Here is a 23,367-nt window from a genome sequence, read left to right on the forward strand (position 1 = left end):
GCGCGGCGTCATCCCCGGCCAGGCCGCGCCACTGCGCGTGACGCTCGGCGACCGCCTCGTGGCGCATGCGCTCTACGCCACCACGGCCCTCTTCGCCGCGCTGCTCATCAACCGCGTGCTCGGCGCCGCGCTGCGCAAGGCGCTGGACGAAGAGGTGCGCCTGTCGCGCCTGGTGCAGGCTGCGCACAACTGGGCCTGGGAGGCCGACGCCCAGTTCCGTGTCACGTCGCTGTCCGACGAGTTCGAGACGCTGTCCGACCACAAGCGCGAGGACTTCATGCGCCTGGGCGAGGCCGACGGCGCCGTCCTCGTGCGCGACGCCGATTTCCACGCGCTGGTGGAGGACGTCCGCGCCAAGCGCCCCTACCGCGACCGCATCAACGGCTTTCGCACGCCCGACGGCCGCCTGCTGTGGACGCTGAGTTCCGGCGAACCCATCTTCGACGCCGCCGGCCAGCACACCGGCTGGCGCGGTGTCAGCCACAACATCACCGGCGAGCGCCTGACGCTGCAGCAGCATGAGCGCACCGCCAGCATGCTGGACCAGTTGCTGCGCGCCAGCCCCGACGCCATCTGCGTGGCGCGCATCGACGACGGCCGCATCCGCTTCGTCAACTCCGGCTTCTGCACCCTCATCGGCCGCCATCGCGACGACGTCATCGGCCGCTCCGGCCGTGAGCTGGGCCTGTGGCCCGACAGCCGTGAGCCGCGTCGCCTGGCCGCCGAGCTGGCCGCCACCGGCATCGCGCGGGACTTCCGCTCCGCCGTCCTCGTGCGCGGCGAATGGCGCGACCTGCTCGTCTCCGCCGCCTCGCTGGACTGGGACGGCGAGCCCGCGACCATGCTGATCTCGCGCGACATCACCGAGCGCGAACGCGCCCGTATCGAGGCCGACGCCATCGTCGATCACGCCAGCGTCGGCATCGCGCTGATGCGCGGCGAGCGCTTCGAACGCGTCAACCGGCACTGGCAGGAGATCTTCGGCGGCAACGCGCCCGAGCTGCCCGCCGCGCACGTCGCGTCCGGCGAGACCCAGGCCTTCGAGCAGGACTTCGAACGCGCCGACGGCTCGGGCATCACCGTGCGCCTGAATGCCCGCGGCCTGCCGCAGCTCTCCGGCCGCGTCGAGACCGAGGCCGACCGCGCCACGCTGTGGGTGGCCGAAGACGTCACCGAGCATCGCCGCCACCAGCGCGAGCTGCAGGCGGCCAAGCAGCAGGCCGAGACGGCCAGCCAAGCCAAGAGCGCCTTCCTCGCCACCATGAGCCACGAGATCCGCACGCCGCTCAACGGGGTGCTGGGCCTGGCGCGGCTGCTACAGCAAAGCGGTGCCGATGACGTGCACCGGGGCAAATACCTCGCCCACCTCGCCACCGCCGCCGAGTCGCTCAACGAGATCGTCTCCAACGTGCTGGACCTGTCCAAGATCGAGGCGGGTCATCTGGAGCTGGAGAAAATCGAGTTCGACCTGCACGCGCTGGCGCAGGCCAGCTTCGAGGGCTGCGCGGCGCTGGGCCGCGAGCGTGGGCTGGACATGCAGATCGACGTGTCGCCCGCGCTGCCGCGCCTCGTCATCGGCGACCCGGTGCGGGTGCGCCAGATCCTCGCCAACTTCCTCGTCAACGCGCTTAAGTTCACCGAGCGCGGCCATATCAAGCTCAGCGTCGCGCCGGCCGGCCCGGACCGCGTGCGCCTGTCCGTGCAGGACAGCGGCATCGGCGTGTCGCCCGAGCAGCAGGCGCGGCTCTTCCGCCCGTTCGCGCAGGCCGACGACTCGACCACACGGCGCTTCGGCGGCACGGGGCTGGGCCTGTCCATCTGCCGTGAACTGGCCGCGCGCATGGACGGCCATGTCGGCGTGGACAGCGACGGCCGCAGCGGCTCCACCTTCTGGGCCTCGCTGAGCCTGCCGCGCTCGCTGACCATCGACGACACCGCCACGCGCCGGCGCATCCCCATCCCGCAGCGCTACCCGCTGGCCGGCCAGCGCCTGCTCGTGGCCGAGGACAACCCCGTCAACCGCCTCATCATCACGGCGCTGCTGGAGCGCCTGGGCGCCGACGTCATCGAGGCCGAGGACGGCGAGCAGGCCGTGGCCATTGCCCGCGCCCAAGGCCACCGGCTGGACGCCGTGCTGATGGACCTGCACATGCCCAAGATCGACGGCCTGCGCGCCACCCAGCTGCTGCGCGCCGACCCCGCCACCGCCAACCTGCCCATCCACGCCTTCACCGCCGCCGTGCTCGACCAGGAGCGCCAGGCCGTGCTGGCCGCCGGCATGAATGGCTTCATCGGCAAGCCGGTGTCGGAGACGGAGGTCATCCGCGTGCTCGGCAGGCCCTGACGCTGCGGAGAACCGCCATGCCCATCCCGCCGAGTGGGCGGCCTTCACGAAGACCGCGCCGAGATGGCCGCGCCCGAGGCCCAGCACGCACTGGCCTTGCTGGCCACACTGTCGGCGCAGACGAACTTCTCGGTGGGCTGCTATTGCGAGGACGAGGCGCGCTGCCACCGGTCGCTGCTGCGGGCGCTGCTGGCCGACCGGGGCGCGAGCGTGGTGGATTGAGCCGATCAAGGCGCACATATTCACCCTCAAGCAGGTGATCGGGAAAGTCGCGATGCCCAGCAGAATGCGCGCGCATGAACGCCACGGTGTTGGCCGATACCGCGCCCTGACCACCCCTTCAACCCATCGCTGACCGATGACGACCATCTGCCCCAAGTGCCGCCACCTCCGCCCCGCCGACACCCAGGCGCCCGACTGGCAGTGCCCCGCCTGCGGCGTGGCCTACGCCAAGACCGGCGCGGCCATGAACCCGCAGGTTGAAGCGCGCAGCGCGGGCTACCGCGCCAAGTCCAGCAAGAGCGGCCTGCCCTGGCGCGTCATGCTGACCGCCGTGGCCGTGATCGTCGGCCTCTACGGCGGCCACCAGGCCCACCTCGACAAGCGCGGCCTGGGCGAGCTGTTCAGTGGCGCCGACACCCTGGACGAGGCCGCCGTGCGCCAGCTGGCCGGCAGCGTGCGTGCGGAGCAGGTCGTCATGTATTCCACGACCGAATGCGGCTACTGCACCCAGGCCCGCTCCTGGATGAAGGACTACGGCTTTGCCTTCACCGAATGCAATATGAGCCATGACAGCCGCTGCGAGGACGAGTTCCGCGCGCTGCACGCCACCGGCACGCCCTATCTCATCGTGCGCGGCCCGCGTGGCGAGCACCACATGAAGGAAGGGTTCGACAGCGACGAGTTCATCAAGGCGCTGAGCAGCTGAGATCCCGCCACCGCCGGCCTGCCCATCCACGCCTCCACCGCCGCCGTGCTCGACCAGGAACGCCAGGCCGTGCTGGCCGCCGGCATGAATGGCTTCATCGGCAAGCCGGTGCCGGAGGCGGAGGTCATCCGCGTGCTCGGCAAGCCCTGAGCGGGCCGCCACGGCCCCCAGCCGGGTTTTGCGCGGTCACAGGCATGCCGCTTGCCGGTTTTCGGGTCTTCAGCTACCCCGGAGACCCCAGATGCCACACGACCTGAACGATGCCTGCAGGGAGGCCTGCAACGCCTGCGCGGATGCCTGTGACCGCTGTGCAACCGCCTGCCTGCAGGAGCCGGACGTCAAGCCGATGGCGCATTGCATCGCCCTTGACATGGACTGCGCCGCGCTGTGCCGGCTGGCGGCCGGCGCCATCGCGCGCGGCAGCGAGTTCTCCAAGCGCATCTGCGGCCTGTGCGCGCTGCTGTGCGACACCTGCGGCAAGGAATGCGGCAATCACCAGCACCAGCACTGCCAGGACTGCGCCACCGCGTGCGCGGAATGCGCCGCAGCCTGCCGGCGCATGGCGGCTGTCTGAAGCCCGGCGCTCAGGCGCCGCCCTGCTCCTGCCCCTCGCGCCTGCGGTTCATGTCGGCCAGCGTCTTGCCCGGCTCGTCGCGGAAGCTCTCCATCGCCTCCAGCGTCTCGATGCGGTCGACGCGAAAGCTGCGGAAGTCGTTGCGCAGTTCGCACCAGGCGGCCAGCGTCCAGACCGGGCCCCAGAACAGGCAGGCCAGCGGGCGCACGAGGCGCTCGCTCTTCACGCCGCCCAGGTCCAGGTAGCCCATCTTGAGCTTGCGCCGTGCCTCGGTGGACTCGCGCAGCGTCGCCAGGTGGGCGCCGGTTTGCGGGTCCAGCGCCGGCAGCGGCGCGTACAGCGCCAGGCTCTCGGCGGCGGCGCGCGCGTCCAGCGGCAGCACGGCGAGGATCTTGCTCAGCGCGTTCTCGGCTTGCCGCGCTAACGCCGCGTCCAGCCGGGACTCAGCCATGCGCACGGTGGCGACCAGGGCCTGGGCTTCCTGCTTGCTGAACATCAGCGGCGGCAGGTCGAAGCCGGCCCGCATGCGGTAGCCCACGCCCGCCTCGCCCTCGATGGGCACGCCCTGCTGGGCGAGCGCAGCGATATCGCGGTAGACGGTGCGCATCGACACTTCGAGGCGCTGGGCGAGGTAGTCCGCCGTCGTGAGGCGTCGGCCGCGAATGAGCTGGACGATCTGGAAAAGGCGGTCGGCGCGGCGCATGGGAAGGCACTGTAGGGCAGTGGCCACGCCATCTGCGGAAGAGCTGTGTCACCTGCAACGAGGTCAAACATCCTCGTCAACGAAGGGGCTGGCGTGGGCGCCCCGAGCGGGCTCGGCCGGTGCGCTGGCATGCGCTCAGCCCATGGCGGTGCAGAGTTCCACCAGCGTGCCGTCCGGGCAGCGCACATAGGCCACCGTCTGGCCCCAGGGCTTGGTGACAGGCGCGGCCAGCGCGCGGGCGCCCGCGCTAACGGCCTTGTCGAACGCCGCCTGCACGTCGGTCACCGTGAAGCCGATCTCCATGCCCAGCGGCTTGTCGCTCGTGTCGGCGGCCACGTAGGCGTGCTGCACGCTGTCGCGCGCCGTCGCGTGGTCCACGAACGCCAGCTTCGCGCCGCCGCCGCCGGTCTCGACCTCGCCATAGGCGCCGCTCTCGTGCAGGAAGCGCGTCGGCAAACCGAAGGCCCGCTCGAAGAAGGCCAGCGACGCGGCGACATCGGCCACGTAGACGAGGGTGTAGGCAAAGTTCATGTGAAAGGCTCCTGGTTGAAGAGCCCGCATGCTGCGCCCGGCCGCCTGACAAGCCATGTCAGCAAGGCCCGGGAAAATAGCCGGCAATGCAAGCCTTCCTCATCGCCACCGGCCTCGTGGCCCTCGCCGAGATCGGTGACAAGACCCAGTTGCTGGCCTTCATGCTCGCCGCGCGCTTTCGGCGGCCCTGGCCCATCGTGGCGGGCATCTTTGTCGCGACCGTCCTCAACCATGCCGCCGCCGGTGCGCTCGGCAGCTGGCTCACCGGCCTCATCAGCCCGACGGCGTTGCGCTGGGGCCTGGGCCTGTCCTTCATCGCCATGGCGGGCTGGATGCTGATCCCTGACAAGCTCGACGCGGACGACACCCCCAAGCCGGGCCACGGCGTGTTCGTCACGACCGTCATCGCCTTCTTCCTCGCCGAGATGGGCGACAAGACGCAGATCGCCACCGTGGCGCTGGCGGCGCGCTACCCGCTGGACTTCATCGGCGTCGTCGCCGGCACCACGGCCGGCATGATGCTGGCCAACGTGCCCGCCGTGCTGGTGGGCGACAAGCTGTCGCAGAAGCTGCCGGTGAAGCTGGTGCACCGCGTGGCGGCTGTCATCTTTGCCGTGCTCGGCGTGGTGACACTGGTGGCGGGCGGGGCGCTGCTGGGCGGGTGACGGCGCCGCGCTGGCGCCTCAGTTCGCTTGGCCTGCTGGCCAGACATCCTTCTGTGCGTCGAGATGGCGAATCAACGCATCGGCGATCTTCCGGTCGTCAGCGGCGCTCGGGTGGTATTGGCAGCCGGTCAGGCTCAGGTCGCTGACCGGCACGAAGCCGACGCGCGCATGGCCCGCCCGGCGCAACTGCTCGGCCACGCGCCCAACTTCGGTCTGCACCTCCGAACCCTCGCCGGCCGCGATCCACAGCACGATGTAGGCGCCCGGATGGCGCCGCTGCAGGTCGCCGACGAAGCGGACGAAGGTAGCCTCGTAGTCGCCGCGCAGCTGCTCGCGGGTCGCCCAGCGCTCACCGCCATGCAGCGCCGTGGCGAAGTCGTTCGTGCCCAGGCTGATCGCGATGACACGCGGCTGCCAGCCCGCGTTGTCGGCCGTACCGCTCTTGCCGAGCAGCGCGAAGGGGTGGGCCTGCGGCAGCGTGTCGGCCGCAAAGCCGTCGAAGTTGCGCACGACACCCCGCCCGGAGATCGCATTGGCCTCGAAGTCGGCGTCGTAGTGCGCCGCCACCAGGGCCGCGACGCCCTGGGACGTGTCGGTGGTCGCCCAGACCTGCTCCTGCGTGCAGTCCCGGCCGCTCGACGTGTTGCCATAGCCGACGGTGTGCGAATCACCGATGAACTCGATCTGCCGGCTGCGCTGCGGCAGCGCGGCCGGCTGGGCGCCGCCACCGATCAGGAAGCCGCCGAAAACGGTTGGCCCGCCCTGGCTCTCGCTGGCCACGGCGATGCGCAGCCGGTGCTCGCCAGCGCGCTTGAACTTCGACATGCGATACAGGCCGGCAGCGGGCTTCACCAGCGGCACGGCGGCGTCACCGTCAACGCTCAGGCGCAGGCTCACGTCACCCGCGCCGACGCGGAAGAAGACCTCGTCGCCCTGGAAAGCCGTCTCGAAATAGGTACCCGGCCATTGGCGCAGCAGCGCGCCATCGGCCTGCGCAACGACGCGGCCGGTCACGCGGGTGGCCAGCGGCTTCAAGCCCGGCGGCTCAGCCGCGACGCGGGCCACGTCCTGCGCCAACGCTGGGGCTGCGGGCAGCAGCGAACCGCCTGCTATCGCAGCGGCGATGAGCCAACCGGTACGGCCGAACGACGCTTGCACAACGCGCTTGAGCGATTGGGCCAAGGCGTTGCAGATCGACGAGATGTTCATGAAGGGTGGCTCTGCTTGTCAGCGCCTGAGTAAGCGTCAGGCATCCGCTTTCACCAGGACGAACTGTTCATCGGGCATGGGCGGCTCGATCTTGGCTACCAGGAGATTGAAAGTGTCTTCGCTGATGTGGATGGCCTGCCCCGATTCGTCCGCGTTGCGTCGACTGATGCGTCCCCACGCCTGTTGGGCCGTGCACTCAAAAGCGTAGAAGCAGGCTTGGGCGCCCATGGCCCGCACCCGTGCTCGTGCAGCGTCGCGTTCCGCACGCGTCCAGAAGCCGAAGTCGAGCGCAACGTCGCGGCCTGCTCGGACGATCTTCTCCGTCTGAAGCCAGAGAAGCTCATGGATGGGGGAGGCAAACCGCTGGAACTCGTCGCTGCCTGGCTGCGGCCCGAGAAGGCCGACGATCCACTCGTCGTGACTGAGAGCCGCACAGCGGCCACGAGCCGCCAGGCCCGTGGCGAAACGAGTCTTTCCGCACCCGGGCATGCCGAACAGCAGATGAACGGTCGGGGGTATGTCCGATGCCAAACGTTGAAGCTCAGACACCGTCGAAGGCCTTTGATGACTGGTGGGGTCGCAACGTCCTCTGCGTCACCACGGCAGGAGCGCTTGGCAAAAAGGGGGCGTGCATGGATGGGGTGAAGGGTGAACACAAACGAATTCAGGCGGGCCCGATGTTGGGGTTCGCTGGCTCATCCCATTTACCTACAAAGTTCCTAGGCTGCCGACGCATGAAGCTTGACGCCCAAGGCCTTTGCAACCTTGAGCACCGTCGCGAAGCTCGGGTTTCCGCCTGCACCCAATGCCCGGTACAGGCTTTCTCGACTCAGCCCGGCATCCTTGGCAACCTGCGTCATGCCCTTTGCACGCGCGATGTTTCCGAGCGCCTGGGCAATACCGGCTGCATCGTCCGGCGCCTCTTCAAGCCAGGCGTCGAGATAGGCTGCCATCTCTTCCGGCGTGCGCAGATGCTCGGCCACGTCGTACGACGATGTCTTTGTTGCCTTGGCTGCGGTTCTCGGCATGCTCGCTACTCCTTGAAGTTCCTGGCCAGATGGATAGCGAGCGCAATGTCCTTCTGTTGCGTCGCTTTGTCGCCGCCGATCAACAGCAACAAAAGGCGCTCTCCGCGCTGCGTGTAGTAGACGCGATAGCCGGGACCGGAATCGATCTTGAGTTCCGACACCCCATCCGTCAGATCACGATGCTGGCCCGCGTTGCCATCAATCAAGCGATCAACACGCACAAGAATCCGCGCTCGGGCCGTGCGGTCCTTCAGACCATCGAGCCAATCGCGGTACGCATCGGTCTTCTCGACTCGCATCGGCGCAGTGTAGCCCAAACGTTACATTTTGAGCGTTCTCAACTGCGGCGGGTGAGCGTCAATCCGTCAATACCTGCCGCACCGCCCTGGACGAAGGCGGCTCGGCCTCCAAGGTCACGCGAGACTATCTGCTGGAGGCCGACGCGACGGCAGGCGCGCCGCTGCTCAATGTCTGGGGCGGCAAGCTGACGACCTACCGCAAGCTGGCCGAGGACGGCGCCACGCAGCTCGGTGCGCTGCTGGGCGACGAGCGCAAACCGTGGACGGCCGGCACCCATCTCCCCGGCGGCGACTTGGGCCGCATGGCGTGGACATCGCGGCCTTCACGGCCGAGCTGCAAGCCCGGCACGCCGACCGCGCACCGGCCCTCGTCGCGCTGCTGGCCCGCAGCTACGGCAGCGTGGCGGCCGAGCTGCTTGCCGCGCCCACGGGTGCCGAGATTGCACCGGGCCTGTTCGAGTCCGAACTGCGCCAGCTGGTGGACAACGAATGGCCCGCAGCGCGGACGATGTGCTGTGGCGGCGCAGCAAGCTCGGCCTGCACTACACGGCGGATCAACGAGAGGCGGTCGCCGCCCGGTTCCAATAGCCGATGCTCATCGGATTACTGTTCGCTCTGGCCGCCGGCCTCATGTGGGGCCTTGTGTTCGTCGCGCCCGTCATGCTGCCCGGCTATGCGCCCGCCCTGCTGACCGTGGGCCGCTACCTCGCCTTCGGCCTCATCGCGCTGCCGCTGGCCCTGCTGCTGGACCGGCGCGTGCTGCGCGAGCTGCGGCCCGCCGACTGGTGGGAGGCGGCCAAGCTCAGCCTGATCGGCAACTTCCTGTACTACCTGTGCCTGTCGGCCGCCATCCAGCGCGCCGGAGCGCCGCTGCCGACCATGATCATCGGCACGCTGCCGGTCGTCATCGCCGTCTGCGCCAACCACCGCAACCGCGTGCGCGACGGCCATCTGCCGTGGGGCAAGCTGGCACCGTCGCTGGCGCTCATCGCTGCCGGCTTGACCCTCGTCAACCGCGACGAAATGGCCGTGCTGCAGGCCGAGGCCGGCGACCCGCGCCGCTATGCCGAAGGCGCGCTGCTCGCCATCGCGGCCGTGGCCTGCTGGACCTGGTATCCGATTCGCAATGCCGACTGGCTGCGGGCGCACGCGGACCGCAGCCCGCGGGCCTGGGCGACAGCGCAGGGGCTGGTGACGCTGCCGATGGCACTGATCGGCGCCGTGCTACTCGCCCTCATCCACCTCGCCGCGCCCGGCACGCTGATCCCGACCAGCTACACCCTCCCGCTCGGCAACCGGCCACTCGCCTTCATCGGTCTGATGGCCGCCATCGGCCTGTGCTCGTCCTGGCTGGGCACGCTGTGCTGGAACGAGGCCAGCCAGCGCCTGCCGACGTCACTGTCGGGCCAGCTCATCGTCTTCGAGACGCTGGCGGCGCTGGCCTATGCCTTCACGTGGGCCGGCCGCTGGCCGCCCCCGGCCACACTGGCCGGCGTGGCCCTACTGATCGCCGGCGTGGTGTGGGCCTTGCGCATCGATCCCGTGGTCACCGGCGACTGAGGGCACACTCAAGGCGCCGCCTCGCGGGTCAGCTTCGTCTTCCACTCAGACGGCGGCGAGAAGTCCGCCCTGACCGGTCTGGACGTGTTACGCGTCCGGCCGTTCAGACCCTGGCCGTCCGGGGCGAGACGCAGCGTGTAGAAGAGGTTCGTGCCCATCTTCATGTAGACGACGCCGTCGCGGAACTCCCATGTGCCGTTCGAAGTGGAACGTGGTGACGTCATCACTGCAACGCCACCAGGCCGCAGCATCACGGTCGTACTCTGCGTGAACGTCCAACGTGTGTTGTCGAGGACCGCAGTGGCGTTGACCGGGCCGGGCGGCGCCTTCAGGAAATCACCGTCGAGCGGCCACTTGATGCGCTGCTCAGGAAGCGCCGGCTGCCCCTTGAAATCCGGCTGCTTGGGGTCCACGGGGTTGACGATGTTGATGCCGCGGACGGCCGGATCGCGCAGCACGGCATCGATGCCAGCCTCGTCGACCTTGTCGGCCTTGAGGAACTCCTTCGTGAAGCGCAAGTAGGCAAAGCTGCCCGGCACGGCTTTGAACTCGAAGCGCAGCCCGTTGCCGTTCGGGTACACGATCAGGCCGCGTGCCTCACCCTTCTCTGCCAGCACTTCCAAGAGCTTGCGATGCCATTCGGCCAGGACAAAGTCCGGAACACCGCCCACGGCAATGGTGGCGGCGATCGACTCCAGCGGATAAATCGGAAAGCGCGCCGGGCTCAGCGACAGACAGGCCCACCAACCCTTGGCGGTGACAGCGATCGCCCGGCCCTCGGGAGGCGCGTATTCGCGCATCTCATCGGGGTCCGGCGCTGTCATCCTCGCCTCGATCCAGGCGCGTGCTGCATCAGGCTCAGCGCTGCCGACGCACCGCGCGATGCGCACTGCAGCATCGGGGGCGTCAAGGAGAAGCACGTCGCCGAAGCGGTCGGGCACCGGCTGTGCGAATACGGCCGGTGCGGCGAAAAGGGCGGTCATCACGACGAACCCGAAAACAGACATGCGCGCAGCACGCCTGGGTTGAAGCGGGCAATGGCAGGCGGTCATTCGAGCAGCCCCGCTTCCTTGAAGGTCGCCACCAGGGCATCGACGAAGTGATCGACAAAGGCCGCGTCGGGGTCCGGGATGACGAGTCCCAACAGCGTCCAGCTGCTGCGGCTGTCGATATCAGACAAGTACAGCGTCTTGCGGTTGGCGTCCTGGATCATCGCGCGCACGACGATCCCACTGCTGCCGCCGGTCATGTCGAAGTCGCCCGACAGGGGCACGAGCACGAGGGTGTGTGCGGTGCCGAAGGTGACGCCCGCCTTCAACAGCCGATCGGCCGTCGCAGGTACGGCTCGCTCGCGGAAGAGGGCGCCGAGTTGCCGCATATAGGCGGTGGCCCGTTTGCTTTCGGAGTCCGTCAATCGCGTGTCGGCTCCCCGCGTGCGCTTGTAGCTGACCCGGTAGCCGAAGTTGCCGTTCTCCTGCCAGCGCAGTTGCACGTTCGCGAGCTTGAAGCCAGCTGGCTTCACCAGCTCGCGGCTGAACAGGGTGGACCCTGCCGGACGCGCGGTACTGCAACCGCTCAGCGCAGCGCCTGCGCCACTTACCAGCATCAAAGCTTGGCGGCGCCTGATTTCGAAACCCATGGTCGTGTCGTCGAGTGATGAATGCAGCGCCGACTCTAGGGGAGGCGCTGCGACGTCACTTCGAGCCCATGTTCGCCGAAACAGGCCCGTTGTGACCTCGTTCACGCTAGGCCAACGTTGGCGTCAGCGTGACTCAGCGGGTTGCCCGCGGCCACTGACCTCTGGCTCAGCCTGCAAACACCGCAAAAAGCCGCTGGCCGTCGAAGCCATCAGCCTCGCCCTTGCGGAAATGCCCGCGCGCGTTGCTGACGACGCGTGTGTCACCCAGCCGATAGTCCTGCCGGCAGTGCAGGTGGCCATGCAGCCACAGCTGCGCGCCGGGGATGAGGTCTTCATCGTCGTTGCAGAAGCTGGCCGTGCCGGGCTGGCGGCCGTAGCGTGGGTCGGCGCTTTTGAGGCTGGGGGCGAAGTGGGTGATGGCGACCGTCGCGGCCCAGTCCCCTGTTCGCGCGAGCTCGTCGGCCAGCCAGGCGCGGCTCTCCAGCGCCAGTGCGCGCACGGCGTCCACGCCGAAGACCTCGCCATGGCGGGTGGCCTGCATGACCTTCTGGAAGTAGCCGCCCGCCCGCATCGCCCGGTCACGGCCGGCCGGGCCGAAGGCGTTGAAGTCGCACCAGCGCGTGCAGCCGATGAAGCGCACACGCCTGCCTTGCGCGTCGGTCAGCACGGTGGACTCGTCGTCCAGCATGCGCAGGCCGATGGCCTTGACGTGAGCCCGCAGCGCCTCGCGCGCCTCGTCCACGTCGCGGCCGTCGAACTCGTGGTTGCCCGGCACGACGAGCACCGGCACCGGCCATTTGCGGAACAGCTCGAAGCTGCGCCACGTCGAGTCGATGTCGCCGGCTAGGATCAACAGCTCGGCGCCCGGCGCGGGCTCGGGTAGGTAGGACTCCGTTTCGAGGTGGAGGTCCGAGAGGAGCTGTAGCCTCAAGTCAGTTGGGGACAGAGCTTGGCGCTGCGCGCCGGCGGTCTGTCCCGCAAGTCCAAGTCAGTTGAGGACAGAGCTTGGCGCTGCGCGCCGGCGGTCTGTCCCGCAAGGACATTAGTTGCTGCCATGGCAGACCTTGTACTTGCGCCCGCTGCCGCAAGGGCAGGGGTCGTTGCGCCCCACCTTGGGCGTGTCGCGCCGGATGGTCTCGACGCGGTAGCGCTCGGCTTCGGTCAGGTCGGCCAGGTCAGCCACCGTGGCCACCATCTCTTCGATGGCGTCGTCCAGGTCGTTGAGCGGAAACTCGCGGTTCAACGTGGCGACGACTTCCTTCTCCTCGTCCGTCTCGGCCGGCAGGTGGCGGTACAGGCGGGCCAGCGCGGCGGAGATGTCGTCGTTGGGCATGTCGGCCAGTTCGGGGAAGCACAGCGCCGCATGCTGGAAGCCGGCGACCCAGGGCATCAGCGCGCGCGACAGCGGGCCGAGGGCGTCGTAGCTGGCGCGGGCGGACTGCTCCTCCTCGCTGGCGTCCTCCGGCAGCGGGTCGGGCTGCTGCTCCTCGTCCACTTCCAGCACGACGGGGTCGAACCAGCCGTCCTCGGCCAGGCGCTTGTTCAGCGCGGCGTGGCGGCGTTCCACGAGCTGGGTCAGGCGGTCCAGCCAGGTCGCGTCGACGCTGTCGGGCAGCAGGCCGCCGTCATAGTCGAAGATGTTGGGTAGCCACTCGTCCGCCTCGATGAGGCGGGGCTGCACGATGACGCCGCAGAGGTAGCCGTCCAGCATGGAGGCATCCAGCGGCTGCAGTGGCTCGGGCGTGGCGGCGAGGAGTTCGTCGAGTTCGGCGAACTCGGCGTCGGTGAGGTCTTGGGTCGTGCTCATGGCGGCGGATTGTCGACGCTGGAGCGCCTCCCGGTCACGCCACCTTTTGTTCCAGCACGAAGTTCGCACCGTCGTACTGCCCCAGCTTCTCCACCAGCAGCGGCAGGCATTCGGCCAGCTCGTCGTGCAGCGTGAACGGCGGGTTGGCGATGAACATGCCGCTGCCCAGAAGCCCCAAGCCCTTGCCGTCCGGGCGGTTGGCGGGCTCGGCCACGGTCAGGCGCACATGCAGCCAGCCCTTCTTGGCGGTCGCGTCGGCGCTGGCCTTCATGCGCGCGCTCAGCTGGCTCGATTCCAGCAGCTGCAGGTGCGGGTACCAGACCATGAAGACCGTGTCGCCCGCCCGCTCCAGCGCCTCGCGCAGCGCGGCCAGCACCTTGCCGTAGTCGCTCTTGATCTCGTAGGACGGGTCCATCAGCAGCGCGGCGCGGCGGGTGGGCGAGGGCAGCTCGGCGCGGATGGCAGCAAAACCGTCGGTGTCGCGCACCTGGGTCTGCGGGCGGCTGGCGAGGTAGCTGTCCAGGATGCGATGGTCCGTGGAATGCAGCTCGTAGGCGCGCAGCCGGTCGGTCTCGCGCAGCAGCATGTTGGCGATGGCCGGCGAGCCGGGGTATTGGCGCAGCTGGCCATCGGGGTTGAAGGCGCGCACCAGGTCGACGTAATCGGCCAGCGGCGCGGGCAGGTCCTTGCGGTCGTAGAGCCTGGCGATGCCCTCGGCGTATTCGCCCTTCTTCTGCGCATAGCGGCCCTCGACCGAGTAGCCGCCGGCGCCGGCGTGCGTGTCGATCAGGGTGTAGGGCTTGTCCTTTTCGGCCATGTAGCGCAGCACGCGGGTCAGCACCAGGTGCTTGAGGACGTCGGCGTGGTTGCCGGCATGGAAGGCGTGGCGGTAAGCGAGCATGCGCGATTGTCGCGCGGCAGGTTACTGGCGCGCGGGCACAGCCCTCCAGATGGTGTTGGACAGGTCGTCGGCCACGATGACTGCGCCCTTCGGGTCCAGCGTCACGCCAACCGGGCGGCCCATGGTCTTGCCGTCGGCCTGGAAGCCGGCGATGAAGTCCACGGGCGGGCCGCTGGGTTTGCCGCCCGAGAAGGGCACGTAGATGACCTTGTAGCCCACCGGCTGCTTGCGGTTCCAGCTGCCGTGCTGGCCGATGAACGCGCCCTCGGCGAAGGGCGCGGGCATGCCGGCTTGCGAGAACGCCAGGCCCAGTGGCGCGGTGTGCGACTGCAGCGCGTAGTCGGGCCTGATCGTGGCCTGCACCTTCTTGTCGTCGGGCGGCTTGGCACGCGGGTCGACGTTGGGGCCCCAATAGGCGTAGGGCCAGCCGTAAAAGGCGCCTTCGCGCACGGAGGTGAGGTAGTCGGGCACGAGGTTGGGGCCGAGCTCATCGCGCTCGTTCACCACCGTCCACAGCTGCTTGGTGCCGGGCTCGAAGACCAGCGCGGTGGGATTGCGCAGGCCGGTGGCGAAGGGCCGCACGGCGCCGGTGGCGGCGTCGATCTGCCAGACCCGCGCGCGGTGCTCTTCCACGGCCATGCCGCGCTCGCCGATGTTGCTGTTGGAGCCGATGCCCACATAGAGGAAACGCCCCTCGGCATCGACTGCGAGCGCCTTGGTCCAGTGGTGGTTGATGGCCGAGGGCAGCAGTGCCACGGTGACGGGCGGCGCGCCGGCTCGGGTCTGGCCCGCGGCGTAGTCGAAGCGCACGAGGGCATCCTGGTTGGCGACGTAGATCTTGTCGCCGGCGAACGCCAGGCCGTACGGTGCGTTGAGCTTGTCGGCGTAGACCCAGCGGCCTTCGTACGTGCCGTCACCGTCGGCGTCGCGCAGCAGCGTCAGTTGGTTGCCGCCCTTGACCTTGGTGGTGCCTTTGCTCTTGATGAAGCCCGCGATGAAGTCCTTGGGCGTGAGCACCGGCGCGCCGCCGCCCTTGCCTTCGGCCACGAGGATGTCGCCGTTGGGCAGTACCAGGGTCTGGCGCGGGATCTTCAGATCAGTGGCGATGGCCTTGATCGTCCAGCCGGCCGGCACGGTGGGCATGCGGTCGCCCCAGCCGGTGGGCTCGGCAATGCGCATGTCGGGCAGCAGGCCACGCTGCGGCGCGGGCAGATCAGGGTTGGCGCCGTGCTGGCCTTGGGCTGGTTCCGTCTGGGCCACGACATAGCTGCCCGCTGCGGCAAGAGCCGCCAGGGCCACCGCTCCCGCGCCGATGCGCTGTGCAGTCGTCCTCATGCTGGCCTCCTGTGCCAAGCCGCCAAGCCCACGCCGGTGGCGATCACGGCGAGTACGGCCACAACGGCCGACAGCGCCAGCCCCGTGGGCATCGTGGCCCAGGCGTCGCGGGCGTGAACCAGCGCGTTGAAGAAGCCAACCACGAAGGTGGCTGCCAGCAACAGCGGGTAGACGATGCCGCTGCGCCGGCGCAGTACATCCACGAGCGCCCACGCCAGCGCAATGCCGGTGAGCAGCAATGCCCCAGCGATGAGCCAGGACGAGAAGTTGATCCACTGGATCTGGAAGCTGTGGCTGTAGGCCCAGTCGCTGAGTAGCGCCCCGACGAACAGCGGCAGCGCGGAGGCGGCGATGACGACATGCATGAGGCATGCGGCGGCAATTGCGATGCCTGGGCTACGCGTTCTGTCTGCAGTCACCGGCGACGTCTGCCGCAAAAGTTGCAGCAAAACGCTGCAGCGAGCGTGCAAGACGCATGCATAAGCGGGAATGAAGCCGGAAAAAGCGCGGGCAAGCCGCGTGCCTCGTGCGGCCATGGACGAGCCCCAACGCTGGATTCCCTACTGCGGAGAAGCCCCCGGCCCCGAGGCGTGGCTGGGCCGCTGGAACTTCGACCCGGTGCTGCTGGCGGTGTTGGCGGTGGCGGCCTTCGCGCTGTGGCGGTCGCCCGCGCGGCGCGTCAGCCTGCGCTGGGCCTGGGCGCTGGCAGTGCTGCTCTATGTGTCGCCGCTGTGCGCGCTCAGCTCGGCGTTCTTCGCCGTGCGCGTGGCGCATCACATGGCGCTGGTGTTGCTGATCGCGCCGCTGATCGCGCAGGGTGTGGCGCCAGGTGCGGCGCTGCACAGGCTGCCCACGCCACTGTGGACCTGCACGGCCATCGGCACGGCGGTGTTCTGGGCCTGGCATGCGCCGGCCCCGTATGCGGCAGCCCTGTCGTCCAACGCGACGTATGCGTTGATGCAGGCCTCGTTGCTGGCAAGCGCCACGGCATTCTGGATGGCCGTTCGCCGCGCGCCGCCGGCCGCAGGCATGGCGGCCATCCTCGTGACGATGGTGCTGATGGGGTTGCTGGGCGCGCTGATCCTGTTTGCCGGCCGGCCGCTGTACGAGCCGCATTTCGCGTCCACCCTGGCCTGGGGCGTGTCACCGCTGGAAGACCAGCAACTCGCCGGCTTGCTGATGTGGGCGCCGGGCAGCCTGGCCTACCTGGCCGCCGCCATCTTCATCGGCTGGCGCTGGCTGCGGGCCGAGCACGGGCTGCGCGCCGAGGCGGCATGAATCTCGTCCATGCCGTCGAATGGGCCGAGGGCCACCACCGGCGCGGGGTGTACTCGCCCATCGGCGTGGCCTTTCACTGGACGATGGCGGCGCTGATGATCTTTCAACTCGGCTACGGCTGGTTCCTGAGCTGGCAGCCGGCCGGCGGAGACAAGCTGCTCGGCTACCAGACGCATGCGGAAGTTGGCCTGACGATCATGGTGCTGGGCTCGCTGCGCTTCCTGTGGCGCAGCCAGATCGGCGCGCCGGACAACGTCGACGAGGACTCGTTATCCGGCAAGGCCAGCCGCGCGGTGCAGGTCTGGTTCTATTTCAGCTTCTTCGCATTGCCGATCAGCGGCTGGGTGATGTGGTCCACGCTGCCGGGCGACCTGCCGCTGTCCATCGCGGGCGTCATCCCATTTCCGAACCTGCCGTTCGACCAACTCTCCGAGCAGCTGCAGTTCACGCTGATGCAAGGGGCCGCGACCGCACATGTGTGGATCGTCTGGATCACCGCGCTGTCCATTCCCGGCCATGCGGGTGCTGCGGTGCTGCACTACCTCATCAAGCGCGACCGTGTGCTGCAGTCGATGCTGGACCTCAACGGGCCGGAGCAGCCGGGCGTGGTGGGATCTGCGCCAGATGGCGGCTCAACGCATGAACCTCCTCGGCCTTGAGCGCTTGCGCCACTTTCAACATCTCATGATTGCCGTCATTTCGCCGCTTGCTAAACCGCCAGTCCTGCAGCTGCTGCGCCAGATACGTGGCCGGCTGGCCGGCGAGTGGCGGGCCGAGCGGGGTGCCTTCGCCGGTGGCGCCGTGGCATTGCTGGCAGGTGCGGGCGTACAGCGCAGGGGTCGTTGCTGGAACTGCTTCAGCGGCGGCGGTCGGCAGTGCCGTCACGGGCAGGGCGGCGTAGTAGTTGGCCACGCTCACGCGCTCGTGGCTGTCGAGGAATCGCGCCACGTCGCGCATCACGTCGTGCGGGCGCAGGCCCAGCGCGTAGTCCTGCATCTGCTTTTGCAGATAGCCCGCAGGCAGGCCGGCCAGGCGCGGCGCGTCGAAACCGTTGCCCTCGCCGCGCGCGCCGTGGCAGCTGACGCAGGCGTAGCGCGCGCCGGCCTCGCCGCCGCTCATCGCGATCAGCTCGCCGCCGCGGCTCCAGCGGTCGTCGCTGGGCTGCATGCGGTCGGTGCAGGCGGTAGCCAGCAGGGCCGCGAGCAGAGTAGGCATGAGGAAGAGGCGCATGTCTGACTTCATGGCAAGGCGCGCGCCAGCTCTGCTGTTTGCGATGGCGACGGCGATGGCGCTCGCCGCCTGCGACGGCCCGCCCGACCGCACGCCCTCGCTGGGCGACGCCGACGTGTCGCGCGGCCGCCAGCTCGTCACCGACAAAGGCTGCGTGGCCTGCCACGCCTTCCCCGACGTGAAGTGGCCGCGCGGCGGGCTCGGGCCGTCGCTGGAGAACTTCGGCCGCCAGAACTTGATCGCCGGGCGGCTGCCCAACCAGCCCGGCGTGCTGATGCAGTTCGTGCGCGATGCACCCGCACAAATCCCCGGCACCGCCATGCCCGCCATCCCCTTGACCGACCAGGAAGCCCGCGATGTCGCTGCCTACCTCCTCCGCCTCCAGCCTCGCTGAGGCCCTGAGCGGCTGGCCGCCGCCGGTGCTGGACCCGCACGGCCCGTTCTCCAACTCGGTCACCACGCTGGCCTGGGTGCTGTTCGGGCTGATGACGCTGATCTTCATCGCCGTGTGCGCGGCGTTGTGGGTGGCGATCTACGGCAGCGACACGCTGCGCGCCAAGCTCGGCGGCGAGCGCGTCGTGAAGTGGTTCGGCCTCATCATCCCGGCCGGCGTGCTGTTGCTGCTGCTGGTATGGAGCCTGATGCTGGTGCGCGGCCTCACCACCATCCAGGGCGACGAGTTGCGCATGCGCGTGTCCGGCAATGTGTACTGGTGGCGCGTGAGCTACCTCGACGCCGCCGGCCGCGAGGTGCACGCCGATGCCAACGAGCTGCACATCCCGGTGGGCCGCCCGGTGGTGGTGGAGATGGTGTCCGAGGACGTCATCCACAGCTTCTGGGTGCCCAAGCTGGGCGGCAAGATGGACATGATCCCGGGCCGCACCAACCGCCTCAAGCTGCAGGCCGACAAGGCGGGCAGCTACGGCGGCCAATGCGCGGAGTTCTGCGGCGGCGCGCATGCGCTGATGGGCTTTGTCGTCGTGGCGCATGAGCCGGCGGATTGGCAGCGGTGGATGGACTCGCGCTTGAAGCCAGTGGCGGCGGCCGATCTCACGGTGGAGGCGCTGCGCGGCAGGCAGCTGTTCAACGAAGTGGGCTGCGCCGCCTGCCACCGCGTGGCCGGCACCGAGGCGCAGGGCATCTCGGGGCCGGACCTCACCCACGTCGGCTCGCGCTTGTCGCTCGGCGCCGGCATCCTGCCCAACACGCGGGCGACGCTGATCGGCTGGATCGGTGACAGCCAGTCCATCAAGCCGAACAACCGCATGCCGGCGTATCGGTCGTTGAAGGCGGAGGAGCTGAACGCGTTGGGCTCGTACATGGAAGCGCTGAAATGAAGCCGGCACTCTTGGCTCAGCCATGACGCGCGCTGCCAGCCCCGGCGTGGAAGGCGCCATTCGCGACGCAGCCACCGAGCCCTCCGAGACCGGCTTCGACGCCAGCCTCTACGCCCGCTTCCCCACGCAAGGCGGCCGCCCCGCCGGTGAGCTGGAAGCGCTCGACAAGGTCTGGCAAACGCCCACAGGCTGGCGTGCGTTCAGCGCCGTCAACAACAACTTCATCGGCTTTCTGTTCATTTGCACGGCCTTCGCCTTCTTCGTTGCGGCGGGCATCCTGTCGCTCGTGATGCGCGTGCAGCTGGCCACGCCGATGGCCGGTGTGGTGCCGCAGGAAACCTACAACCAGCTGTTCACGATGCACGGCTCGGTGATGATGTTTCTGTTCGCCGTTCCGGCCGTGGAAGCGATCGCCGTCATGCTGCTGCCGCAGATGCTGGCCGCGCGCGACCTGCCGTTCCCCCGGCTGTCGGCCTATTCGTACTGGGCCTACGCCATCGGCGGCACGGTCTTCTTCGGCTCGATCTTCTTCAGCCTGGCGCCGTCCGACGGCTGGTTCATGTACCCGCCGCTCAGCTCGGGCGTGTACTCCAAGGGCATCAACGCGGACTTCTGGCTGCTGGGCATCGGCTTCATCGAGATCAGCGCGATTGCCGGGGCCATCGAGCTCATCGTCGGCGTGCTGCGCACCCGCGCGCCGGGCATGACGCTGCGCAAGATGCCGGTCTACGCCTGGGCCATCCTGATATTCGGCGTCATGATCATCCTGGCCTTCCCGGCCATGATCATGGTGACCTTCCTGCTGGAGCTGGAACGCGCCTTCAACTGGCCGCTGTTCGACGCCACTCGCGGCGGCGACCCGCTGCTCTACCAGCACCTGTTCTGGTTCTTCGGCCACCCGGACGTCTACATCATCTTCATTCCCGCGTCGGCCATGGTGTCCACCATGATCGTCACGGTCGCGCAGAAGAAGCTCGTCGGCCACGAGTTCGTCGTGCTGGCCATGATCGCCACCGGCTTCATCAGCTTCGGCGTGTGGGCGCACCACATGTTCACCGTCGGCCTGCCGGGTGCATCGGCCGGCTACTTCTCGGCGGCTTCGATGGCGGTGGCCGTGCCCGCAGGCGCTCAGGTGTTCGCGTGGATCTGCACGCTGGCCTCGGGCAAGCTGCAGCGCAACGTGCCGTCGCTGTTTCTCGTCGGCGGCATCCTCATCTTCGTGATGGGCGGCTTGAGCGGCGTGATGGTGGGCATGGTCGCCTTCGACGGCCAGGCGCACGACACCTACTTCGTCGTTGCGCATTTCCATTACGTGCTGATCGGGGGCATGCTGTTTCCGCTGCTCGCCGGCTTCTACTACTGGACGCCGATGATCAACGGCCGCCAGCTGTCCGAGGCGTTAGGCCGCTGGGTGTTCTGGCTCAGTTTCGTCGGCATGCACGTGTGCTTCCTGCCCATGCACCTGAGCGGATTGATGGGCATGCCGCGCCGCGTGAACACCTACCTGCCCGACCGCGCCTGGGACATCCCGAACCTGATCTCGACCGTGGGCGCCTTCATCATGGCCGCCGGGGTGCTTGTGTTCCTGTTCGACGCCATCCGCTGCTACATGCGCTGGGGCAATGGCGGCAGTGCCCGCAACGCCTTCGGCGGCGGCACGCTGGAGTGGCTGTCGGCTGGCAATTACGCGGTGCGCTCCATCCCGGTGGTCAGCGGCCTGGAGCCGCTGTGGGCCGACCCGGAACTGGCCCGGGACGTGGAAGCCGGCCGCTACTTTCTGCCCAACACCGCCACCGGCCAGCGCGAGACGCTGATCACCAGCACCATGCGCGCCGAGCCGCAGTACGTGCAGGTCATGCCGGGGCCGTCCTGGTGGCCGCTGCTGGCGGCGCTGTTCACGGCAGGCTTCTTCCTGCTGCTGACGGTGAAGGCCATGACGCTGAGCGCCGTCTGCGGCGTGCTGACCGTCGTGTGCCTGATGCGGTGGTGTTGGGGCAACGACCGCCACCTGCCGCAAAAGCACGTGGACGCCGGCGGCGGCATCCTGCTGCCCACCTACGTGGCCGGCCCGCAGGCCCACGGCTGGTGGGCGGCAGTGCTGCTGTGCGTCACGCTCGGCATGATCTTCGTGATGGCCATGTTCGGCTATCTCTACCTCCACGGCGCGCATGCCGACTGGTGGCGCACCGCCGCGCCACGCGGCACGCTGGTGCCGGGTCTTGCGCTGCTCGCGGCATCGGCCAGCCTGGCCTGGGCCGCGCGGCCGGCGATGGCGCGGCTCAAGCGTGGCAGTGGCGCCAGCGCGGTGCTGATGACGCTCAGCATGGCCTGCCTCGCCGCCGCGCTGGCGCTGGACGTGCGCGACTGGTGGCACGCCGGCCTGCGCGGCGACGCCAGCGGCCAGGGCGCCACCGTCTACGCCATGCTGGCCTGGCACGGCAGCGTCGTTCTGGCGGTCGTGCTGTCGGCTGTGTTCTACCTGCTGCGCTGGATGCGCGGGCTCGCGCCGGGCCCGGCGAACAAGACGTTGGAGGCCCTGCGCATCCTGTTCATCTACGCGGCTCTGGAAGGTGCAGCGGGCATGCTGCTGCCAAGGCTGGTGCCGTGGGTCGGCGTGTGAAACCATCTGCCGAATCCAACCGGAGAACTCGCGCAGGCCGCACGCCATGGCGGGTGACGACGCCCGGCTGGTGGTGCTGCCGTCACTCGCGCATTTCGAGATTGCCGACCCGGCCTCGGCCGCCTGGCCTGCGGTGCTGGAAGCGGTGCGCCGCCTGCTCGCTGCCCCGGCGCGATAACACAGCCCGGAGCAACCGCATGCGCGCAGGGGTTGGCGCCGCCGGCTTAGCCTGCGGCCCATCGTCTTGATCTGCCCCACGCCCACGCTCATGCCCACTCTCTTCGACCCCGTCCGCTTCGGCAATATCGCTCTCGCCAACCGCGTCGTCATGGCGCCCCTCACGCGCAACCGCGCGACCCACCAGACGCCGCATGCGCTGCATGTCGAGTACTACCGCCAACGCGCCGGCGCCGGTTTGATCATCACGGAGGCGACCCAGATTCGCCCCGACGGCCAGGGCTACTTCGACACACCCGGCATCCACACGCCCGAGCAGATCGCCGGCTGGCAGCAGGTGACCGACGCCGTGCATGCCGACGGCGGCAAGATCGTCGTGCAGCTGTGGCATGTGGGCCGCATCTCGGTGAACAGCCGCAGCCGGGCGGGCAGCCACCCGTGTCATCCACCGACCGCGCGGCCAAGACCAAGACCTATGCGGCCCACGGTGAGCTGGTGCCGACCGACGTGCCCCGCGCGCTGGCCACGCACGAGCTGCCGCAGCTGATTGCCGACTACGTGCAGGCGGCCAAGAACGCGATGGCCGCCGGCTTCGACGGCGTCGAGATCCACAGCGCCAACGGCTATCTGCTGGAGCAATTCCTGCGCGACAGCGCCAACGACCGCCGCGACGAGTACGGCGGCTCCATCGAGAACCGCGCGCGGCTGCTGATCGAGGTGATGTCGGCCGTGGCCGGCACGATTGGCGCGGGCCGCACGGCGCTGCGCCTGAGCCCCGTCACGCCGAGCAACGACATCGGTCAGGACAGCGATCCGCAAGCCTTGTTCAATTACGTGGCCGAGCAGCTCGCGCCACTGAAGCTGGCCTTCCTGGAAGTGGTGGAAGGCGCCACCGGCGGCGCGCGCGACAACGCACCGTTCGACTACGCCGAGATGCGCCGCCGCTTCGACGGCCCCTACATCGCCAACAACGGCTTCGACCGCGCCATGGCGCTGGACGCCGTGGCCAGCGGCCGCGTGGATGCGGTGGCTTTCGGCCGGCCGTTCATCGCCCTGCGCCTGCGCGAGGACCTGCCCTTGGCCACACCGCAGAAGGAGACCTTCTACGGCGGTGGTGCCGAGGGCTACACGGACTACCCGGTCGCCGCGCGCGAACTCGCGCAAGCCTGAGCCGCTCGCCGAAGGCGTGAATGCCCCGGCGA

25 protein-coding genes and 2 pseudogenes are annotated in these 23,367 nt (G+C 68.9%); 13 read left to right on the top strand and 14 right to left on the bottom strand.

Annotated elements, in window-relative coordinates; translation table 11 throughout:
- The 4 genes and pseudogenes from ABIS05_RS19400 to ABIS05_RS19415 all read left to right on the top strand — a co-directional run.
- Nucleotides 1–2,344, top strand: a 2,344-nt coding sequence (locus tag ABIS05_RS19400) for an ATP-binding protein (RefSeq protein WP_348012180.1), incomplete at its 5' end; no start/stop codon positions are given.
- 54 nt (nucleotides 2,345–2,398) lie between these two features.
- Nucleotides 2,399–2,566: pseudogene (locus ABIS05_RS19405) on the top strand (DUF488 family protein); the annotation flags it as partial.
- Between the two features lie 136 nt (nucleotides 2,567–2,702).
- Nucleotides 2,703–3,272, top strand: coding sequence for a glutaredoxin family protein (locus tag ABIS05_RS19410; protein WP_348012181.1), 570 nt, complete (start codon nucleotides 2,703–2,705; stop codon nucleotides 3,270–3,272).
- Between the two features lie 241 nt (nucleotides 3,273–3,513).
- Nucleotides 3,514–3,846 carry a four-helix bundle copper-binding protein gene (locus ABIS05_RS19415; RefSeq protein WP_348012182.1) on the top strand — a complete coding sequence of 111 codons (333 nt, stop codon included), beginning with the start codon at nucleotides 3,514–3,516 and terminating at the stop codon, nucleotides 3,844–3,846.
- Nucleotides 3,847–3,856: 10 nt separating this feature from the next.
- Here the strand turns inward: ABIS05_RS19415 and ABIS05_RS19420 are convergent, their stop codons facing one another.
- Both ABIS05_RS19420 and ABIS05_RS19425 read right to left on the bottom strand, forming a co-directional pair.
- Nucleotides 3,857–4,549: a YafY family protein gene (locus ABIS05_RS19420; protein WP_348012183.1), complete on the bottom strand. Its 693-nt coding sequence runs from the start codon at nucleotides 4,547–4,549 to the stop codon at nucleotides 3,857–3,859.
- A gap of 135 nt (nucleotides 4,550–4,684) precedes the next feature.
- On the bottom strand, nucleotides 4,685–5,080 hold the full coding sequence (locus ABIS05_RS19425) for a VOC family protein (RefSeq protein WP_348012184.1): 396 nt from the start codon (nucleotides 5,078–5,080) through the stop codon (nucleotides 4,685–4,687).
- Between the two features lie 86 nt (nucleotides 5,081–5,166).
- On the opposite strand from ABIS05_RS19425, the gene ABIS05_RS19430 reads away from it, so the two are divergent.
- Nucleotides 5,167–5,745, top strand: a complete 579-nt coding sequence (locus tag ABIS05_RS19430; RefSeq protein ID WP_348012185.1) for a TMEM165/GDT1 family protein — start codon at nucleotides 5,167–5,169, stop codon at nucleotides 5,743–5,745.
- Between the two features lie 18 nt (nucleotides 5,746–5,763).
- On the opposite strand, the gene ABIS05_RS19435 is transcribed toward ABIS05_RS19430, so the two are convergent.
- The 4 genes from ABIS05_RS19435 to ABIS05_RS19450 all read right to left on the bottom strand — a co-directional run bounded on the left by ABIS05_RS19435 (nucleotide 5,764) and on the right by ABIS05_RS19450 (nucleotide 8,281).
- Nucleotides 5,764–6,954 (bottom strand): SGNH/GDSL hydrolase family protein, encoded by a 1,191-nt coding sequence (locus ABIS05_RS19435; protein ID WP_348012186.1) that lies wholly within the window; start codon nucleotides 6,952–6,954, stop codon nucleotides 5,764–5,766.
- A gap of 36 nt (nucleotides 6,955–6,990) precedes the next feature.
- Complete coding sequence (locus tag ABIS05_RS19440) at nucleotides 6,991–7,503, bottom strand: AAA family ATPase (protein ID WP_348012187.1); 513 nt, start codon at nucleotides 7,501–7,503, stop codon at nucleotides 6,991–6,993.
- A gap of 170 nt (nucleotides 7,504–7,673) precedes the next feature.
- Nucleotides 7,674–7,982 (bottom strand): addiction module antidote protein, encoded by a 309-nt coding sequence (locus ABIS05_RS19445; RefSeq protein ID WP_348012188.1) that lies wholly within the window; start codon nucleotides 7,980–7,982, stop codon nucleotides 7,674–7,676.
- A gap of 5 nt (nucleotides 7,983–7,987) precedes the next feature.
- Nucleotides 7,988–8,281: a type II toxin-antitoxin system RelE/ParE family toxin gene (locus ABIS05_RS19450; protein WP_348012189.1), complete on the bottom strand. Its 294-nt coding sequence runs from the start codon at nucleotides 8,279–8,281 to the stop codon at nucleotides 7,988–7,990.
- 591 nt (nucleotides 8,282–8,872) lie between these two features.
- On the opposite strand from ABIS05_RS19450, the gene ABIS05_RS19455 reads away from it, so the two are divergent.
- Nucleotides 8,873–9,841: a DMT family transporter gene (locus ABIS05_RS19455; RefSeq protein ID WP_348012190.1), complete on the top strand. Its 969-nt coding sequence runs from the start codon at nucleotides 8,873–8,875 to the stop codon at nucleotides 9,839–9,841.
- 8 nt (nucleotides 9,842–9,849) lie between these two features.
- Here the strand turns inward: ABIS05_RS19455 and ABIS05_RS19460 are convergent, their stop codons facing one another.
- The 7 genes from ABIS05_RS19460 to ABIS05_RS19490 form a co-directional block, all read right to left on the bottom strand.
- Nucleotides 9,850–10,824, bottom strand: coding sequence for a hypothetical protein (locus tag ABIS05_RS19460; protein WP_348063312.1), 975 nt, complete (start codon nucleotides 10,822–10,824; stop codon nucleotides 9,850–9,852).
- 65 nt (nucleotides 10,825–10,889) lie between these two features.
- Nucleotides 10,890–11,480: a hypothetical protein gene (locus ABIS05_RS19465; protein WP_348012192.1), complete on the bottom strand. Its 591-nt coding sequence runs from the start codon at nucleotides 11,478–11,480 to the stop codon at nucleotides 10,890–10,892.
- Nucleotides 11,481–11,646: 166 nt separating this feature from the next.
- A complete protein-coding gene (locus ABIS05_RS19470; RefSeq protein ID WP_348012193.1) occupies nucleotides 11,647–12,411 on the bottom strand; it encodes a metallophosphoesterase in 765 nt (254 codons plus the stop codon).
- A 111-nt stretch (nucleotides 12,412–12,522) separates the two neighbouring features.
- On the bottom strand, nucleotides 12,523–13,287 hold the full coding sequence (locus ABIS05_RS19475; RefSeq protein ID WP_348012194.1) for a UPF0149 family protein: 765 nt from the start codon (nucleotides 13,285–13,287) through the stop codon (nucleotides 12,523–12,525).
- Between the two features lie 34 nt (nucleotides 13,288–13,321).
- Entirely contained in the window at nucleotides 13,322–14,188 is an 867-nt protein-coding gene (locus tag ABIS05_RS19480; RefSeq protein WP_348012195.1) for a 23S rRNA (adenine(2030)-N(6))-methyltransferase RlmJ, read from the bottom strand.
- Between the two features lie 21 nt (nucleotides 14,189–14,209).
- Nucleotides 14,210–15,523 (bottom strand): sorbosone dehydrogenase family protein, encoded by a 1,314-nt coding sequence (locus ABIS05_RS19485; protein ID WP_348012196.1) that lies wholly within the window; start codon nucleotides 15,521–15,523, stop codon nucleotides 14,210–14,212.
- A complete protein-coding gene (locus ABIS05_RS19490; protein ID WP_348012197.1) occupies nucleotides 15,520–15,888 on the bottom strand; it encodes a hypothetical protein in 369 nt (122 codons plus the stop codon). Before ABIS05_RS19490 ends, ABIS05_RS19485 begins: the two co-directional genes overlap by 4 nt.
- A gap of 169 nt (nucleotides 15,889–16,057) precedes the next feature.
- On the opposite strand from ABIS05_RS19490, the gene ABIS05_RS19495 reads away from it, so the two are divergent.
- Together ABIS05_RS19495 and ABIS05_RS19500 are read left to right on the top strand one after the other, a co-directional pair.
- Nucleotides 16,058–16,801, top strand: a complete 744-nt coding sequence (locus tag ABIS05_RS19495) for a cytochrome c oxidase assembly protein (protein WP_348012198.1) — start codon at nucleotides 16,058–16,060, stop codon at nucleotides 16,799–16,801.
- Entirely contained in the window at nucleotides 16,798–17,460 is a 663-nt protein-coding gene (locus tag ABIS05_RS19500; protein WP_348012199.1) for a cytochrome b/b6 domain-containing protein, read from the top strand. Before ABIS05_RS19495 ends, ABIS05_RS19500 begins: the two co-directional genes overlap by 4 nt.
- On the opposite strand, the gene ABIS05_RS19505 is transcribed toward ABIS05_RS19500, so the two are convergent.
- Nucleotides 17,384–18,031, bottom strand: a complete 648-nt coding sequence (locus tag ABIS05_RS19505; RefSeq protein ID WP_348012200.1) for a c-type cytochrome — start codon at nucleotides 18,029–18,031, stop codon at nucleotides 17,384–17,386. The genes ABIS05_RS19500 and ABIS05_RS19505 overlap by 77 nt on opposite strands.
- On the opposite strand from ABIS05_RS19505, the gene ABIS05_RS19510 reads away from it, so the two are divergent.
- From ABIS05_RS19510 to ABIS05_RS19530, 5 genes and pseudogenes are all read left to right on the top strand, one after another.
- Nucleotides 18,030–18,425, top strand: a complete 396-nt coding sequence (locus ABIS05_RS19510) for a c-type cytochrome (protein WP_348012201.1) — start codon at nucleotides 18,030–18,032, stop codon at nucleotides 18,423–18,425. The genes ABIS05_RS19505 and ABIS05_RS19510 overlap by 2 nt on opposite strands.
- Nucleotides 18,388–19,368, top strand: coding sequence for a cytochrome c oxidase subunit II (coxB, locus tag ABIS05_RS19515; protein WP_348012202.1), 981 nt, complete (start codon nucleotides 18,388–18,390; stop codon nucleotides 19,366–19,368). The genes ABIS05_RS19510 and coxB overlap by 38 nt, the downstream gene beginning before the upstream one ends.
- A 22-nt stretch (nucleotides 19,369–19,390) precedes the next feature.
- Nucleotides 19,391–21,988, top strand: a complete 2,598-nt coding sequence (locus ABIS05_RS19520; protein WP_348012203.1) for a cbb3-type cytochrome c oxidase subunit I — start codon at nucleotides 19,391–19,393, stop codon at nucleotides 21,986–21,988.
- A gap of 46 nt (nucleotides 21,989–22,034) precedes the next feature.
- On the top strand, nucleotides 22,035–22,166 hold the full coding sequence (locus tag ABIS05_RS19525) for a hypothetical protein (protein ID WP_348012204.1): 132 nt from the start codon (nucleotides 22,035–22,037) through the stop codon (nucleotides 22,164–22,166).
- A gap of 90 nt (nucleotides 22,167–22,256) precedes the next feature.
- Nucleotides 22,257–23,335: pseudogene (locus ABIS05_RS19530) on the top strand (alkene reductase).
- The last annotated feature ends 32 nt before the right edge of the window (nucleotides 23,336–23,367 follow it).

It is taken from the genome of Roseateles sp. (assembly GCF_039929605.1).
Taxonomy (GTDB): Bacteria; Pseudomonadota; Gammaproteobacteria; order Burkholderiales; family Burkholderiaceae_C; genus Pelomonas.

Coding starts and splice junctions, on each gene's coding strand:
- ABIS05_RS19465 (WP_348012192.1), bottom strand. CDS start 11,480: ATGGGTTTCGAAATCAGGCGCCGCCAAGCTTTGATGCTGGTAAGTGGC.
- ABIS05_RS19450 (WP_348012189.1), bottom strand. CDS start 8,281: ATGCGAGTCGAGAAGACCGATGCGTACCGCGATTGGCTCGATGGTCTG.
- ABIS05_RS19460 (WP_348063312.1), bottom strand. CDS start 10,824: ATGACCGCCCTTTTCGCCGCACCGGCCGTATTCGCACAGCCGGTGCCC.
- ABIS05_RS19410 (WP_348012181.1), top strand. CDS start 2,703: ATGACGACCATCTGCCCCAAGTGCCGCCACCTCCGCCCCGCCGACACC.
- ABIS05_RS19420 (WP_348012183.1), bottom strand. CDS start 4,549: ATGCGCCGCGCCGACCGCCTTTTCCAGATCGTCCAGCTCATTCGCGGC.
- ABIS05_RS19425 (WP_348012184.1), bottom strand. CDS start 5,080: ATGAACTTTGCCTACACCCTCGTCTACGTGGCCGATGTCGCCGCGTCG.
- ABIS05_RS19520 (WP_348012203.1), top strand. CDS start 19,391: ATGACGCGCGCTGCCAGCCCCGGCGTGGAAGGCGCCATTCGCGACGCA.
- ABIS05_RS19455 (WP_348012190.1), top strand. CDS start 8,873: ATGCTCATCGGATTACTGTTCGCTCTGGCCGCCGGCCTCATGTGGGGC.
- ABIS05_RS19505 (WP_348012200.1), bottom strand. CDS start 18,031: ATGCGCCTCTTCCTCATGCCTACTCTGCTCGCGGCCCTGCTGGCTACC.
- ABIS05_RS19485 (WP_348012196.1), bottom strand. CDS start 15,523: ATGAGGACGACTGCACAGCGCATCGGCGCGGGAGCGGTGGCCCTGGCG.
- ABIS05_RS19495 (WP_348012198.1), top strand. CDS start 16,058: ATGGACGAGCCCCAACGCTGGATTCCCTACTGCGGAGAAGCCCCCGGC.
- ABIS05_RS19490 (WP_348012197.1), bottom strand. CDS start 15,888: ATGCATGTCGTCATCGCCGCCTCCGCGCTGCCGCTGTTCGTCGGGGCG.
- ABIS05_RS19435 (WP_348012186.1), bottom strand. CDS start 6,954: ATGAACATCTCGTCGATCTGCAACGCCTTGGCCCAATCGCTCAAGCGC.
- ABIS05_RS19445 (WP_348012188.1), bottom strand. CDS start 7,982: ATGCCGAGAACCGCAGCCAAGGCAACAAAGACATCGTCGTACGACGTG.
- ABIS05_RS19480 (WP_348012195.1), bottom strand. CDS start 14,188: ATGCTCGCTTACCGCCACGCCTTCCATGCCGGCAACCACGCCGACGTC.
- ABIS05_RS19430 (WP_348012185.1), top strand. CDS start 5,167: ATGCAAGCCTTCCTCATCGCCACCGGCCTCGTGGCCCTCGCCGAGATC.
- coxB (WP_348012202.1), top strand. CDS start 18,388: ATGTCGCTGCCTACCTCCTCCGCCTCCAGCCTCGCTGAGGCCCTGAGC.
- ABIS05_RS19475 (WP_348012194.1), bottom strand. CDS start 13,287: ATGAGCACGACCCAAGACCTCACCGACGCCGAGTTCGCCGAACTCGAC.
- ABIS05_RS19510 (WP_348012201.1), top strand. CDS start 18,030: ATGTCTGACTTCATGGCAAGGCGCGCGCCAGCTCTGCTGTTTGCGATG.
- ABIS05_RS19500 (WP_348012199.1), top strand. CDS start 16,798: ATGAATCTCGTCCATGCCGTCGAATGGGCCGAGGGCCACCACCGGCGC.
- ABIS05_RS19415 (WP_348012182.1), top strand. CDS start 3,514: ATGCCACACGACCTGAACGATGCCTGCAGGGAGGCCTGCAACGCCTGC.
- ABIS05_RS19525 (WP_348012204.1), top strand. CDS start 22,035: ATGGCGGGTGACGACGCCCGGCTGGTGGTGCTGCCGTCACTCGCGCAT.